Source organism: Streptomyces sp. DSM 41931 (genome assembly GCF_050271085.1).
GTDB lineage: Bacteria > Actinomycetota > Actinomycetes > Streptomycetales > Streptomycetaceae > Streptomyces > Streptomyces albogriseolus.
The window spans coordinates 1,537,895-1,552,998 of sequence record NZ_CP189902.1 but is presented as its reverse complement, the minus strand read 5'-3'; the positions used below and the strand labels follow the sequence as shown (position 1 = coordinate 1,552,998).

The 15,104-nt window shown below is 72.4% G+C and carries 12 protein-coding genes; 5 read left to right on the top strand and 7 right to left on the bottom strand.

Features of this window, described 5'->3' with window-relative positions; all coding sequences use genetic code 11:
- Window positions 1-82: 82 nt before the first annotated feature.
- The 3 genes from ACP7TJ_RS07410 to ACP7TJ_RS07400 all read right to left on the bottom strand — a co-directional run bounded on the left by ACP7TJ_RS07410 (window position 83) and on the right by ACP7TJ_RS07400 (window position 3,705).
- The gene (locus tag ACP7TJ_RS07410) at window positions 83-2,365 is read right to left on the bottom strand and encodes an ABC transporter permease (protein ID WP_427762536.1); all 2,283 of its coding nucleotides are present in this window, start codon (window positions 2,363-2,365) and stop codon (window positions 83-85) included.
- 75 nt (window positions 2,366-2,440) lie between these two features.
- Window positions 2,441-3,193, bottom strand: coding sequence for an ABC transporter ATP-binding protein (locus tag ACP7TJ_RS07405; protein WP_427762534.1), 753 nt, complete (start codon window positions 3,191-3,193; stop codon window positions 2,441-2,443).
- Window positions 3,190-3,705, bottom strand: coding sequence for a PadR family transcriptional regulator (locus ACP7TJ_RS07400; protein ID WP_093767547.1), 516 nt, complete (start codon window positions 3,703-3,705; stop codon window positions 3,190-3,192). Before ACP7TJ_RS07400 ends, ACP7TJ_RS07405 begins: the two co-directional genes overlap by 4 nt.
- Before the next feature lie 126 nt (window positions 3,706-3,831).
- Between ACP7TJ_RS07400 and ACP7TJ_RS07395 the strand changes: the two genes are divergently transcribed.
- The 5 genes from ACP7TJ_RS07395 (at window position 3,832) to ACP7TJ_RS07375 (ending at window position 10,489) form a co-directional block, all read left to right on the top strand.
- A complete protein-coding gene (locus ACP7TJ_RS07395; protein ID WP_167744981.1) occupies window positions 3,832-5,103 on the top strand; it encodes an ABC transporter substrate-binding protein in 1,272 nt (423 codons plus the stop codon).
- A gap of 183 nt (window positions 5,104-5,286) precedes the next feature.
- On the top strand, window positions 5,287-6,909 hold the full coding sequence (locus ACP7TJ_RS07390; RefSeq protein WP_093767549.1) for a glycoside hydrolase family 13 protein: 1,623 nt from the start codon (window positions 5,287-5,289) through the stop codon (window positions 6,907-6,909).
- 45 nt (window positions 6,910-6,954) lie between these two features.
- Window positions 6,955-8,283, top strand: a complete 1,329-nt coding sequence (locus tag ACP7TJ_RS07385) for an ABC transporter substrate-binding protein (protein ID WP_093767685.1) — start codon at window positions 6,955-6,957, stop codon at window positions 8,281-8,283.
- 5 nt (window positions 8,284-8,288) lie between these two features.
- Window positions 8,289-9,653, top strand: a complete 1,365-nt coding sequence (locus ACP7TJ_RS07380) for an ABC transporter permease subunit (protein WP_266396181.1) — start codon at window positions 8,289-8,291, stop codon at window positions 9,651-9,653.
- Window positions 9,650-10,489 (top strand): carbohydrate ABC transporter permease, encoded by an 840-nt coding sequence (locus ACP7TJ_RS07375; RefSeq protein ID WP_093767551.1) that lies wholly within the window; start codon window positions 9,650-9,652, stop codon window positions 10,487-10,489. Before ACP7TJ_RS07380 ends, ACP7TJ_RS07375 begins: the two co-directional genes overlap by 4 nt.
- Before the next feature lie 116 nt (window positions 10,490-10,605).
- Here the strand turns inward: ACP7TJ_RS07375 and pgl are convergent, their stop codons facing one another.
- Genes pgl through tal form a run of 4 tightly spaced genes read right to left on the bottom strand, consistent with a single transcriptional unit; the run spans window position 10,606 to window position 15,098 of the window.
- Window positions 10,606-11,391, bottom strand: a complete 786-nt coding sequence (pgl, locus tag ACP7TJ_RS07370) for a 6-phosphogluconolactonase (RefSeq protein WP_093767552.1) — start codon at window positions 11,389-11,391, stop codon at window positions 10,606-10,608.
- Complete coding sequence (gene opcA, locus ACP7TJ_RS07365; protein ID WP_167744977.1) at window positions 11,388-12,455, bottom strand: glucose-6-phosphate dehydrogenase assembly protein OpcA; 1,068 nt, start codon at window positions 12,453-12,455, stop codon at window positions 11,388-11,390. The genes pgl and opcA overlap by 4 nt, the downstream gene beginning before the upstream one ends.
- Entirely contained in the window at window positions 12,452-13,975 is a 1,524-nt protein-coding gene (gene zwf, locus ACP7TJ_RS07360) for a glucose-6-phosphate dehydrogenase (protein WP_093767554.1), read from the bottom strand. The genes opcA and zwf overlap by 4 nt, the downstream gene beginning before the upstream one ends.
- Before the next feature lie 4 nt (window positions 13,976-13,979).
- Window positions 13,980-15,098, bottom strand: coding sequence for a transaldolase (tal, locus tag ACP7TJ_RS07355; protein ID WP_093767555.1), 1,119 nt, complete (start codon window positions 15,096-15,098; stop codon window positions 13,980-13,982).
- Between the last annotated feature and the right edge of the window lie 6 nt (window positions 15,099-15,104).

Sequence of the window (15,104 nt, the reverse complement as noted above, 5' to 3'; positions counted from 1 at the left end):
ACGGCAGCACGCCGTCCGCTTCCCGCGGTCTCCGTGCGACCCACAGGCCCCCAACGGCCCGTGAAAGCCGTGACCCCGCCGCTCAGGCGACCGCGCTCAGGGTGTCCGCGAGGCGGCGGCGGGCCGCGCGGGCGGCCGGGACGGCGGCCAGGGCGGCGGCGCCCAGCACGGCGGCCGTGCCGAGCAGCACCAGCAGCGCGGGGGAGGGCAGGCGGGCGATTCCTGAGCCGATGCCGCTCGATCTGCCCTGGGCGTCGATCAGCCAGTGCGCCAGCGGCAGCCCCAGCGCGGTGGCGAGGAGCACCGCCGCCAGAGCCGTACCGGCGGTGGCGGTGACCGTGACCGCGGTGATCTGCCGGGGCGACAGGCCGACGGCCTTAAGCGCCAGCAGGTCGCGCTCGCCCTCGCGGACAGTGCCGCCGATCGCCGTCAGCAGCTCCACCAGACCGATCAGCGCCAGCACCGCGACCAGCCCGAGGACCACCGCGCGCAGCGGGGACAGTCCGTCCGCCGGGTTGGCCACGGTGTGCACGTCCAGGTGGCCGCGGCCCTCCGCCGCGAGCCGGGCCGCCACCCGAGCCGGGTCCGCGCCCGGCTCGAGACGGAGCTGGTAGAGACCGGGCCGCATCTCCGGGTCGTTGGCGCGGAGGGTGTCGAGCGAGGTGGAGATGACCCGCCCCGCGTTCTCCGGCTCGATGCTGCGGCCCACGATGTGCAGGATCTGCGGGCGGCCGCCGACGGTCATCCGCACCCAGTCGCCCACCCGGACGTGCAGCAGGTCGAGCAGCCCCTGCCCGGCCACCGCCTCGTCCGGACCGTGCGCCGGCCTGCCCTCCGCCAGCGCGAACGGGTACGGGTCCTCGTGGGTGCCGTACCCGCGCAGCGCGATCGTCGCGGTCTGGCCGGGGACCAGCGCGGCCACCTCCACGCCCGGATGGGCGGCGGCGACCTGCGGGTCGCTCTCCAGCAGGTCCCGCGCCTCCCGGTCGCCCAGCGAGGCGTCGACGCGCACGCTGAGCGCCGCGGGTAGCCCGATCCGCTCGGGCGCGCTGTGGAAGCGGTCGATCGTCGTCCACGCGCTCAGCGCCACCACGATCAGCAGCAGCGGCAGCGCCAGCCTGGCCACCGCGCCCAGCGACCGCGGCCGGCGGGTGAACGCCTTGTGCCAGCCCAGCACCAGCGACGGAGGCACCCGCGCGCCCAGCGCCCGGCGCGCCGCCCCGCTCAGCCGCCCGGCCGGCGCCGTGGCCGGACGCGGCACCGGCACCGGGGGCACCCGGCCCGCCCGCCAGGCGGCCAGCCCGGTGGTGGCGCCGATGAACAGCACCGCTGCCGCCGGCACCACGAACAGCGCGGCGGTGTGCCCGGGCAGCCCCTGCCACACGTCCACCGCGTCCCCGAGCCGTCCCGGGACCGCGCCGCCCAGCGCCTCGGTGAGCGCGGCGGCGGCCACCGCACCGAGCAGGGCGTAGCCGAGGTGCTGGATCAGGAAGACGCGCACCACCTGGCCGGGGGTGAAGCCGATCGCCTTGAGGACGGAGATGTCCCGCAGGTGCCCCCGGATCCGGGTGGTGATCGCACCGTGCACGGCGAGCCCGGCGGCGGCCAGCGCGCCCAGCCCGAACAGGCCCAGCACCTGCCCCAGCAGCCGGTTGTCGCCCTGTGCCTCGGCGCGCGCCTGCTGCCAGGTCGCCACCTCGCCGATCGCCCCGGCGCCCAGCTCGGTCACCGCCCGCTGCACGGCGTACCCGGTGTCGCCCGGGTCGGTCAGCCGCAGCCCGATCACCTGCCCGTCCGGGGCATGCACCGCGGACGGCAGCGCCCACACCAGCCCGGCCCGTTCGCCCGGCCGGAACCGCGGCTCGGCGCTGTCCGCGACGCCGACCACGGTGAACCGCCGTGCGGTGCCGGGCACGGTGAGGGTGTCGCCGGGGGCGGTGAGCAGGGCGCGGGCCAGGCCGCTCTCCAGCACCACGCCGTCGGGCGTCGCCGGGTCGAGCCAGTGTCCCGAGGTGACGATCGGGCGGCCCACCTCGGGCCGGTCCCGGGTGCCGCGCACCTCGACGGAGGCCCGGCCGCCCTGCGAGGCGAGGGTGAGCGAGGAGGTGGGGTAGGGGCCGGCGACCGACCGCACCCCGTCCAGACCGGTCAGCCTGTCCGCGTCGGCGGACGCGGTGGTGTGCAGGGTGACGTGCGCGCCGTGCGCCTGGGTGAAGACCCGCTGCCAGGGGTTGGTGGCGTAGCCGAACAGGGCCGCGGCCAGCAGCAGGGACACCACGATGCCCGCGGTGGCGAGCACCAGGAACAGTGCCTCGCCGCGGTGCGTGCGCAGATCGGAGTGCGCCCAGCGCAGAGTCGCTCGCACCGGCCTCAGCCCCTTGCGGGCCGGTCGTGGACGCGTATACGCGTGCGCGCGGCGGGTCGGTGGGTGACGCGCATGTCAGTCCTTGAGCTCCAGCACGCCGGACGCGCCGGCCCCGCGCGGCGGCGGGCCCGCGTCGAGGGTGGCGTCGTCGGCTATCCGGCCGTCGAAGAACGAGATCACCCGGTCCGCGGCGCTCGCCATCCGGGCGTCGTGCGTGACCAGCAGGATCGTCTGCCCGCGCCGGTGGAAGCGGGACAGCAGCCGCATCACCTCGCGCGTGCCCCTGCTGTCCAGACTGCCCGCGGGCTCGTCGGCCAGCAGCAGCGGAGGATGGTTGACCAGGGCCCGGGCCAGGGCGACCCGCTGCTGCTCACCGCCGGACAGCTCGCCCGGCATGCTCCGCTCCTTGCCCTCGAGGCCCAGCTCGGCCAGCAGCTCCCGGCGCCCGGCGCGGGCCTTCTTCGGCGGGACGCCGGCGAGCAGCGCGGGCAGCTCCACGTTGTCCGCCACCGACAGGTCGGAGACCAGGTTGAAGAACTGGAACACGATCCCGATGCGCCGCCGCCGCTCCACCGCCCAGCGCGCCTCGCTCCAGCCGTCGGCGCGCTCGCCGTCCAGCCAGATGCCGCCCTCGTCCGGCCGCTGGAGCCCGCCGAGCAGATGCAGCAGCGTCGACTTGCCCGCGCCCGAGGGGCCGGTGACCGCCACGAACTCGCCGCGGGTCACCCGCAGGTCGACGCCGCGCACGGCGTGCGCCGGGGCGCCCTCGCCGTGATGGGTCTTGACCAGGCCTTCGGCGCGCAGCAGGGGAGCGTCGCTCTCGCTCACTGAAGCTCCTCCAGCTCTTCCTGACACCGCTCCAGCCAGTCGAGATCGGCCTGCAGGTGCAGCATCGCGCCCTCGATCAGCAGATGGGAGATGCGGTTGTCCCGGTCCTCGGCGGCGGCCAGCTTCGACAGCTGCCGCATGGTGTTCAGATACTGGCGGCGCTGGCGGTTGATCAGCGAGATCCGGTCCGCCAGCCCGGTCTGCGGGGCCAGGGCCAGCTTCATGAAGAACTCGTCCCGCACCCGCGGCTCGTCCGCCGTCTCCTCGAACCAGGCGCGCAGCGCCTCGTGCCCGGCCTCGGTGAGGTGGTAGACCTTCTTGTTCGGCCGGCTCGACTGCTCGATGGCCTCGCCCTCGATCAGCCCCGTCTTCTCGAGGCGGCCGAGGGTGACGTAGATCTGGCCGACGTTCGGCTGAGGGTACGCGGCGCCCAGCAGTTGCTCAAGGTCCTGCTTGAGCTCGTATCCGTGCGCCGGGCCACGGGCGAGCAGCGCCAGGAGGGGCAGCCGCACTGGTGCTCTCCTCCTCGCGCTCCTGGGTAATGTGCCGCGGGACCTAGTATCGCCCATACCTAACGGGTATACATGGCCTCTGACCCCGGCAAGGGTGCCCGGGTGCCGGTGTACAGGGAGGAACCTATGCGGTGGATCCATGCCGCGGGTAGGGGCCTTCTCGTCCTGATCGTCGTTCTGACCGGTTACGTCGCCTCCGGCGCGAGCGCCGGCGAGCGTCCCGGGGACGGGCGCGGACCGCTCACCCTGGCCACCGCCGGGGACCTCACCGGCTACCTCGGCTCCGTCCTCGACGGCTGGAACCGCACCCACCCCGGCGAGGAGGTCACCCTCGTCGAGCTGCCCGACTCCGCCGACGAGACCCGCGCGCAGATGATCACCGACCTGCGGGCCGGCGAGGGCGGCCGCTTCGACGTGCTGAACATCGACGTCAGCTGGACCTCGGAGTTCGCCGCCGCCGGCTGGATCCGCCCGCTGCCCCGCGACCGGTTCCCGCTGGACACGTTCCTGCCCCCGGTCGTCGACACCGCCACCTACGACGGCCGGCTGTACGCCGTTCCGTACGTGACCAACGCCGGGCTGCTGCTGTACCGCAAGGACGTCCTCGACGACGCCGGCGTCCCGCCCCCGCGCACCTGGGCCGAACTGGAGCGGGCCGCGAAGACCCTCGCCCCCGCACGCGGACTCGACGGCTACGCGGGCCAGTTCCTGCCCTACGAGGGGCTCACCGTGAACGCGGCCGAGGCGGTCTACTCGGCGGGCGGCGCCATCCTCGGCGACGAGGGCGAACGCGTCACCGTGGACTCCCGGGCGGCCCGCAAGGGCATCGGGTTCCTGGCCCGCGGGGTCCGCGAGGGCTGGATCCCCCGGGAGGCGCTGGCGTACAAGGAGGAGGAGTCCAAGCGGGCCTTCCAGGACGGCCGGCTGCTCTTCCTGCGCAACTGGCCCTACGCGTACGTCGCCGCCTCCGCGCCGGGCTCGAAGGTCGCGGGGAAGGTCGGCGCCGTGCCCCTGCCGGGACCGGACGGCCCCGGAACCAGTGTGCTCGGCGGGTCCAACCTGGCCGTGAGCAGCCACGCCAGGCACCCCGACTCCGCCGCCCGGCTGCTGGCGTACCTCACCGGCGAGCGGGTCCAGCGCCAGGTGCTCACCCGCGGCGCGCTGCCGCCCGTACGGGCCGGCCTGTACGACGACCCGGAACTGGTGCGCCGCTTCCCGTACCTGCCGACCCTGCGCGAGAGCGTGCTGGCCGCCGCGCCGCGGCCCAAGAGCCCGCGCTACGACCAGGTGAGCCTGGTGGTGCAGGCGGTGGTGCACGACGCGATGAGCGGGCGGCAGACGCCCGAGGCCGCGGTGCGCCGGCTGGCGGCCGAGCTGGCCGCCGTCTCCTCCCGCTGACGTCTTCCTAGTTACATGTTAGGTAACGCGCGGATCTCAGTCGCGCCGGTATCGCCCCCATTCGCCCCGTTCTGGACCTCGTAACCTCCCGGTAGCTTGCGCATGTTCATTGACACCCGCTGTTCACCGCTACCTAACATGCATGCATAACAAGCAGCGCTCCTCACAGACAGGTCAATCGGGGTGAACAGGCACCATTGGTGGCGTGACGCGGTGATCTACCAGGTGTACGTCCGCAGCTTTCTGGACAGCACCGGGGACGGCATCGGCGATCTCGCCGGGGTCAGGGCGGGGCTGCCGTACCTGAGAAAGCTCGGCGTGGACGGGATATGGCTCAGCCCGTTCTACCCCTCGCCCCAGCACGACCACGGCTACGACGTGGCCGACTACCGCGACGTCGACCCGGTCTACGGCGACCTCGACGAGTTCGACCGGCTGGTGACCGCGGCCCACCGCCTCGGCATCCGGGTCCTGCTCGACATCGTGCCCAACCACTGCTCCAGCGGGCACCCGTGGTTCCGCGAGGCCCTGGCCGCCGCACCCGGCAGCCCCGAGCGGGCCCGCTTCCACTTCGCCGACGGCCGCGGTCCCGACGGCAGCGAGCCGCCCAACAACTGGCACGCCATGTTCGGCGGCCCCGCCTGGACCCGTGTCACCGAGGCGGACGGCCGCCCCGGCCAGTGGTACCTGCACATGTTCACGCCCGAGCAGCCCGACTGGAACTGGCGCAACCCCGAGGTCGCCGCCGAGTTCGACCAGGTCCTGCGGTTCTGGCTCGACCGGGGCGTCGACGGCTTCCGCATCGACGTCGCCGCGGGACTGTTCAAGCACCCCGAGCTGCCCGACTCCCCGGACCCCGAGGCCGACGCCCGCACCCGCGACTCGGTCAACCCGCTCGCCTGGAACCAGCCCGAGGTGCACGACGTCTGGCGGCACTGGCGCGCGGTGTGCGAGGAGTACACCGCCCGCGACGGCCGCGAACGCCTCCTGGTCGGCGAGGTCTCCGTGCCCTCCGCCCGCGAGCACGCCAAGTACGTCCGCCCCGACGAGCTCCACCAGGCGTTCTTCTTCGACCTGCTCGGCGCGCCCTGGGACGCCGACGCCTTCCGCAAGGTGATCTCCGAGGCCATGCAGGACATCGCCGGCACCGGCTCGACCGTCACCTGGGTGCTCAACAACCACGACCAGGTGCGCACGGTCACCCGCTACGGCGAACCCGCCCCCGAGGGCAGCGGACTCGGCGCCGCCCGCGCCCGCGCCGCCGCGCTGCTGATGCTGGCACTGCCCGGCGCCGCGTACATCTACCAGGGCGAGGAGCTGGGCCTGCCGGAGGTCGTCGACCTGCCCGACGACGTGCTCACCGACCCGATCTTCCGCCGCACCGGCAGCCGCGCCCGCATCCGCGACGGCTGCCGGGTGCCACTGCCCTGGTCCGGCCAGGCCTCGCCGTTCGGCTTCACCTCCGGCGCCGAGAGCGCCAAGCCCTGGCTGCCGCAGCCCGAGTACTTCGCCGAGTACGCCACCCACCGCGCCCTCGCCGACACCCGCTCCTCCTGGCACCTGTACCGCGACGGCCTGCAACTGCGGTCCGCCCTGCACCAGTTGGGCGAGGGCACGCTGCGCTGGCTGGACACCCAGCCCGGCGTCCTCGCCTTCGCCCGCGGCGACGACCTCGTCTGCGCCGTCAACTTCGGCACCGCCCCCGTACCCGCCCCGGTCGCCGGCACCCCGCTGCTCGCAAGCGGCCCCTGCCGGCCCGGGGAGCTCCCCGGCTCCACCGCCGCCTGGTGGATCGACGGCTCCTGAGACAGCACGCCCGGTCACTCCTGTTTCCCCGAAGGGACATCGATGATGATGCGACGACGTACCACCCTGCTCGCCGGATGCACCGCCCTCGTCCTCGCGCTCGGCGCGACCGCCTGCGGAGGCGGCGAGCCCGTCGCGGCCGGCGGCGGCGACAAGGCGCTCGGCGGCCAGACCGTCACCGTGGCCGGTGTCTGGTCCGGCAGCGAGCAGAAGAACTTCCAGAAGGTGCTCGACGCCTTCACCGAGAAGACCGGCGCCAAGACCCAGTTCGTCTCCACCGGCGACAACGTCTCCACCGTCGTCGGCAGCAAGATCGAGGGCGGCAACGCCCCCGACGTCGTGATGGTCCCGCAGGTCGGCGTGCTCAAGCAGTTCGCCGGACAGGGCTGGCTGAAGCCGCTGGACAAGAAGGTGCAGTCGGCCGTGGGCGCCAACTTCGCCGAGGTGTGGCAGAACTACGGCAGCGTCGACGGCACCCTGTACGGCCTGTACTTCAAGGCCGCCCACAAGTCGACCGTCTGGTACAGCCCCGAGGCGCTCGAGCAGGCCGGCGTCGCCGAGCCCAAGACCTACGACGAGATGCTGAAGAACGGCCGGACCATATCCGACTCCGGGCTCGCCGCCTTCTCCGTCGCCGGCCAGGACGGCTGGACCCTCACCGACTGGTTCGAGAACGTCTACCTCTCGCAGGCCGGACCCGAGAAGTACGACGCCCTGGCCGCGCACGAGATCAAGTGGACCGACCCGACCGTGGTCGACGCGCTCACCACCCTCGGCAAGCTGTTCAAGGACAAGCAGCTCATCGCGGGCGGCCAGAAGGGGGCCCTGAACACCGACTTCCCCGGCTCGGTGGAGAAGGTCTTCGGGCCCAAGGCCGAGGCCGCCATGGTCTACGAGGGCGACTTCGTGGCCGGCGTCGCCAAGGACCAGTTCGGCCGCACCATCGGCACCGACGCGAACTTCTTCCCGTTCCCGCCGGTCGGCGGCGGTGAGGCGCCCGTGGTCAGCGGCGGCGACGCGGCCGTCGTCCTCAAGGACGGCAAGAACAGCGAGGCCGGCATGGCGCTCGTCGAGTACCTGGCGAGCCCCGAGGCCGCGGCCGTCTGGGCCGAGGCCGGCGGCTTCCTCTCCCCGAACAAGAAGCTCGACCTGTCCTCCTACGGCGACGACGTCACCCGCGCCACCGCCGAGTCCCTGGTCGCGGCCGGCGACTCGGTCCGCTTCGACATGTCCGACCAGGCCCCCGCGGCCTTCGGCGGCACCAAGGGCGCCGGCGAGTGGAAGATCCTCCAGGACTTCCTGCGTGACCCGTCCGACCCGAAGAAGACCGCGGCCGAGCTCGAGAAGGCCGCCGCCAAGGCCTACGGGAACTGACGGCCATGACCGCCACACTCCTGAAGGAGGCGACCCCGCCCGCCCCCGCGCGCCCCGACGGCGCGCGCGGGCGGCGCCTGCGCCGGCGCGGCCGGATTGTCGCCCTGCTGTTCGTGCTCCCCGCGCTGCTGCTGCTCGGCGCGCTGGTCGTCTACCCGGTGCTGTTCTCCGTCGGCCGCAGCTTCTTCGACGCGTCCGGCACCGAGTTCGTCGGCGGCGAGAACTACGCCGAGATGTTCCGCGACCCGGCGACCCTCAAGGCCATCCGCAACACGGCCGTCTGGGTCGTCGTGGCCCCGACCCTGCTGACCGGCCTCGGCCTGATCCTCGCCGTGCTGGTGGAGAAGGTGCGCTGGGCCACCGCCTTCAAACTGCTGCTGTTCATGCCGATGGCGGTGTCCTTCCTCGCCGCCGGCATCATCTTCCGGCTCGCCTACGACGAGGACCCCGACAAGGGCGTCCTCAACGCGGCCGTCGTCTCCGTACACGACGCCTTCACGGGCAGCTCCTCCTACCCGACCGCCCGCGCCCGCGACGGCGAGGGCCTGACCAAGGAGCGCGACGGCTCCTACGTCACACCGGCGGACGTCTCACCCGGCTCCACGGCGGTGCTCGGCCTGGTCGGCGTCGCCCCCAAGGACCTGCCCGGCGAGGCCGAACCCGCCTCGAAGGCGGCGTCGGACACGGCCGCCGCGGACGAGGTGCGCGGCGTGGTGTACCTCGACTTCACGCCCGGCGGAGGAGGGGAGCCGGGCGTGGTCGACCGCGAGGAGAGCGGACTGCCCGGCGTGACCGTCGAGGCGGTGCGCGACGGGAAGAAGGTCGCGAGCACCACCACCGCGTCCGACGGCTCCTTCCGCTTCACCGGCCTCGACGACGGCTCGTACGCGCTGAAGCTGCCCTCGGACAACTTCGCCCCGCCCTACGAGGGGATCTCCTGGCTCGGCCCGGCGCTGGTCACCCCGGCGATCATCGGGGCGTACCTGTGGATCTGGACCGGGTTCGCGATGGTGCTGATCGGGGCCGGCCTGTCCACACTGCCCCGGGACGCCCTGGAGGCGGCGCGGATGGACGGCGCGGGCGAGTGGCAGATCTTCCGCAGGATCACCGTCCCGCTGCTCGCACCGGTCCTGACCGTGGTGTTCGTGACGCTGGTGATCAACGTGATGAAGGTCTTCGACCTCGTCTACATCATCGCGCCGGGACCCGTGCAGGAGGACGCGACCGTCCTCGCCACCCAGATGTGGCTGGTGTCCTTCGGCGGCGGCAACAACCAGGGGCTGGGCAGCGCGCTCGGCGTCCTGCTGCTGCTCCTGGTCATCCCGGCCATGGTGTTCAACGTCCGCCGCTTCAAGAGGAGTCAGCGATGAACGTGATCCGTCGCGGCCTGGGCAACGCGGTGGTGCAGGCCTTCCTGGTGGTGATCGGGCTGGTCTGGATGACCCCGCTGGCCGGTCTGTTCCTGTCCTCGCTGCGGTCCGCGGAGGACACCGCGAAGGGCGGCTGGTGGACCGTGTTCACCAGCCCCGGGCAGCTGTCCTTCGACAACTACTCGGCGCTGCTGGAGAACTCCGGCATCACGCAGGCGTTCTGGAACACCGTGCTGATCTCGGTGCCGACCACCGTGCTCGTCGTGGTCGTCGCCGCGCTCGCCGGATACGCCTTCGCCTGGCTGGAGTTCCCCGGGCGGGACACGGTGTTCCTGGTCGTGGTGGCGCTGCTGGTGGTGCCGGTGCAGATCGGTCTGCTGCCCGTCGCCAAACTCTTCGGCCAGCTCGGGCTGTTCGGCACCATCCCGGGCGTCGTGCTGTTCCACGTGGCGTACGGGCTGCCGTTCGCGGTGTTCCTGCTGCGGAACTACTTCGCGGAGATGCCGAAGGAGATGCTGGAGGCCGCGCGGATGGACGGCGGCAACGAGTGGCGGATCTTCACCCGGCTGGTGCTGCCGGTGGGCCGGCCGGCGATCGCCAGCCTCGCCATCTTCCAGTTCCTGTGGGTGTGGAACGACATGCTGGTGGCGCTGCTGTTCGCGGACAGTTCCTCGCAGCCGCTGACGGTGGAGCTGCAGTCGCAGATCCGGCAGTTCGGCAGCAACGTGGATGTGCTGGCGCCGGGGGCGTTCCTGTCGCTGGTGGTGCCGGTGGTGGTGTTCTTCGCGTTCCAGCGGCACTTCGTGCAGGGGGTCATGGCGGGGTCCGTGAAGTAGGGGGCGGGCGGAGGGGTTTTTTGCCCCCTCCGCCCTTTCCCTTCCCGTTCCTGGGGCTGCGCCCCAGACCCCCTGTCGGCCCTTCGGGCCTCGTCCTCAAGCGCCGGACGAGCTGGTTACGCCGTCGCCGGGGGATACAGCGTCCGCGGGAGTTGAGAAGCCGCTGCCGCGTCCAGGAGCCACAGGGTGCGGGTGCGGCCGTACGCGCCCGCTGCCGGGGCCTGGATCTCGCCGGCGCCCGAGAGGGCGATGGCCGCCGCCTCCGCCTTGTCCTCGCCCGCCGCCAGGAGCCACACCTCACGGGCCGCGCGGATCGCGGGGAGGGTGAGGGTGACCCGGGTCGGCGGGGGCTTGGGGGCGCCGTGGACGCCGACCACCGTGCGCTCCGTCTCGCGGACCGCGGGCAGTTCGGGGAACAGGGACGCCACATGGGTGTCCGGGCCCACGCCCAGCATCAGGACGTCGAAGGCCGGCACCGGACCGTGGTCCTCCGGGCCCGCCGCCGCGGCCAGTTCCGCCGCGTAGGCGGCGGCCGCCGTCTCCACGTCCGAGCCGTGCGGGCCGTCCGACGCGGGCATGGCGTGCACGCGCTTCGGGTCCAGCGGCACCGCGTCCAGCAGCGCCTCGCGGGCCTGGGTGACGTTGCGGTCCGGGTCGCCCTCGGGCAGGAACCGCTCGTCGCCCCACCACAGGTCCAGGCGCGACCAGTCGATCGCGTCCCGGGCCGGGGCGGCGGCCAGCGCGGCCAGCAGGCCGTTGCCGTTGCGGCCGCCGGTCAGCACGACCGACGCCTCGCCCCGCGAGGACTGCGCGTCCACGATCCTGGTGATCAGCCGGGCCGCCGCGGCCTGCGCCATCAGCTCCTTGTCCCGGTGCACGACCAGCTGGGGTGCCGTACTCACTTCGCCGCCGCCCTCTTCACCGGTGCCTCCGCCGTCGCTTCGGCCGCGGGACCTTTCGCAGCCGACTCGACGGGAGCGGCGACGCCTTCCCGTTCCCCGGCCCGCCGTTCTCCTTTGGCCGGCGCGTCACCGCCGTCCCCCTGCTTCAGCCGCTCCACGCCGTAGCGCAGGGCCGACGCGTAGGTGTCGTCCGGGTCGAGCCGGCGCAGCTCCTCCGCGATCAGCTCCGAGGTCTCCCGGCGCTTGAGCGCCACCGCCCGCTTCGGCTGCCCCTGGATGGCCAGCGTCGCCAGCGAGCCGTCGGCGCGGTCCAGCACGATCGGGCCGCAGTCGGTGTCCATGCGGACCGCCGTGAGACCCGGCCCCGCGGAACGGGTGCGCCGGACGGGGACGTCCAGCCGGTCCGCGAGCCACATCGCCAGCAGCTCGCAGCTCGGGTTGAACTCCTCGCCCTCCACCTCGACGCCCTGCACCTGGCAGGCGACCTGGTCCAGCGCGGCGGCCAGCATCGAACGCCACGGCGTGATGCGGGTCCACGACAGGTCCGTGTCGCCCGGGGTGTAGGCGTCGGCGCGGGCGGCGAGCTCCTTCACCGGCTGCTCGCACGCGTAGGTGTCGGTCACCCGGCGCTGGGCCAGCGCGCCCAGCGGGTCGTTCGCCGGGTCCAGCGGGGCGTTGACCGGCCACCACACCACGACCGGGGCGTCGGGGAGCAGCAGCGGCAGCACCACCGACTGGGCGTGGTCGACGACCTCGCCGTACAGCCGGAGCACCACCGTCTCACCGGTGCCGGCGTCCGCGCCGACCCGCACCTCGGCGTCCAGCCGCGACTGCGTCCGGTCCCGGGGCGAGCGGGAGACCCGCTTGATGACGACCAGCGTGCGCGAGGGGTGCTCGCGGGAGGCGTCGCCGGCCGCCTTCAGGGCGTCGTAGGCGTTCTCCTCGTCCGTCACGATGACCAGGGTCAGCACCATGCCGACGGCCGGCGTGCCGATGGCCCGCCGGGCCTGCACCAGCGCCTTGTTGATCTTGCTGGCCGTGGTGTCCGTGAGGTCTGTCTTCATGGCCGGCGCCAGCTCCGTCCGTCTCGCTCGAGCATGTCGTCCGCCTCGACGGGTCCCCAGGTGCCGGCCGGGTACTGGGCCGGCTTGCCGTGTGCGTCCCAGTACTCCTCGATCGGGTCGAGGATCTTCCAGGACAGCTCGACCTCCTCCGTACGCGGGAAGAGGTTGGAGTCGCCGAGCAGGACGTCGAGGATCAGCCGTTCGTAGGCCTCCGGGCTGGACTCGGTGAAGGACTCGCCGTACGCGAAGTCCATCGACACGTCCCGGATCTCCATCGACGTGCCGGGCACCTTGGAGCCGAACCGCACCGTGACGCCCTCGTCCGGCTGGACGCGGATCACGATGGCGTTCTGGCCGAGCTCCTCGGTGGCCGTCGTGTCGAAGGGGGAGTGCGGCGCCCGCTGGAAGACCACCGCGATCTCGGTCACCCGGCGGCCCAGGCGCTTGCCGGTGCGCAGATAGAAGGGGACGCCCGCCCAGCGGCGGTTGTCGATGCCCAGCTTGACCGCCGCGTAGGTGTCGGTCTTGGAGGACTTGTCGATGCCGTCCTCCTCCAGATAACCGATGACCTTCGCGCCGCCCTGCCAGCCCGCCGAGTACTGCGCGCGCACGGTGTCGCGGCCCAGGTCCTTCGGCAGCCGCACGGCGCCGAGCACCTTGGTCTTCTCCGCGGCCAGCGCGTCCGCGTCGAAGGAGGCGGGCTCCTCCATGGCGGTCAGCGCGAGCAGCTGCAGCAGGTGGTTCTGGATGACGTCCCGGGCGGCGCCGATGCCGTCGTAGTAGCCGGCCCGGCCGCCGATGCCGATGTCCTCGGCCATGGTGATCTGCACATGGTCCACGAAGGACCGGTTCCAGATCGGTTCGAACATGGTGTTGGCGAAGCGCAGCGCCAGGATGTTCTGGACGGTCTCCTTGCCCAGGTAGTGATCGATCCGGAAGACCTGCTCCGGGGCGAACACCTCGTGGACGAGGGCGTTCAGTTCCTCCGCCGACTTCAGGTCGTGCCCGAACGGCTTCTCGATGACCGCGCGCCGCCAGGAGCCGCCCGTCTGGTCCGCCAGCCCGTGCTTCTTCAGCTGCTGGATGACCACGGGGAAGGAGCGCGGCGGCACCGACAGGTAGAAGGCGAAGTTGCCGCCCGTGCCCTGCGCCTTGTCCAGTTCCTCGATCGTGCCGCGCAGCCGCTCGAAGGACTCGTCGTCGTCGAAGGTGCCCTGCACGAAGCGCATGCCCTGGATGAGCTGCTGCCAGACCTCCTCGCGGAAGGGGGTCCGCGCGTGCTCCTTGACCGCGTCGTGGACCTCCTGCGCGAAGTCCTCGTCCGCCCACTCCCGGCGGGCGAAGCCCACCAGCGAGAAGCCCGGCGGCAGCAGCCCCCGGTTGGCGAGGTCGTACACGGCCGGCATCAGCTTCTTGCGCGACAGGTCACCCGTGACGCCGAAGATGACCAGGCCCGACGGCCCCGCGATACGCGGGAGCCGTCGGTCCGCGGGGTCACGCAGCGGATTGCTGCTCGACAAGATCTCAGCCCTCCGAGGGGGCGAGGCGCTGGAGCTCCGCCTCGGTCGACTTCAGCAGGTCGTTCCAGGACGCCTCGAACTTGTCGACGCCCTCGTCCTCCAGAAGCTGCACCACCTCGTCGTAAGAGATGCCGAGCCGCTCGAGCGCGTCCAGGTCGGCGCGCGCCTGCTCGTAGGTGCCGGCGACCGTGTTGCCCCGGATGTCGCCCTGCTCCTCGGTGGCGAACAGCGTCGCCTCCGGCATGGTGTTCACCGTGTTCGGCGCGACCAGCTCGTCGACGTACATGGTCGCCTTGTACGCCTTGTCCTTCACACCGGTGGACGCCCACAGCGGACGCTGCTTGTTGGCGCCCTCGCGCTCCAGCGCGGCCCAGCGGTCGGTGGAGAAGACCTCCTCGTACGCCTGGTAGGCCAGGCGCGCGTTGGCGACGGCGGCCTTGCCGCGCAGCGCCTTGGCCTCGTCGGTGCCGAGCGCGTCGATCCGCTTGTCGATCTCGGTGTCCACGCGGGACACGAAGAAGGACGCCACGGAGTGGATCTTCGACAGGTCCAGGCCGCGGGACTTCGCCTTCTCCAGACCGGCCAGGAACGCGTCCATCACCTTGCGGTAGCGCTCCAGGGAGAAGATCAGCGTGACGTTGACGCTGATGCCCAGGCCGATGACCTCGGTGATGGCCGGGATGCCGGCTTCGGTCGCCGGAATCTTGATCAGGGTGTTCGGGCGGTCCACCAGCCAGGCGAGCTGCTTGGCCTCGGCGACCGTCGCCCGGGTGTCGTGCGCCAGGCGCGGGTCCACCTCGATGGACACCCGGCCGTCCTGGCCGTCGGTGGCGTCGAAGACGGGGCGGAGGATGTCGGCGGCGTCGCGGACGTCCGCCGTGGTGATCATCCGGATGGCCTCCTCGACGGTCACCTTCCGGGCCGCGAGGTCGGTGAGCTGCGTGTCGTAGCCGTCGCCCTCGGAGATCGCCTTCTGGAAGATCGTCGGGTTGGTGGTGACGCCCACGACGTGCTGCTGGTCGATCAGCTCCGCCAGGTTGCCGGACGTGATCCGCTTGCGCGACAGGTCGTCCAGCCAGATCGCGACGCCTTCGTCGGAAAGGCGCTTCAGTGCGTCTGTCATGGAAAT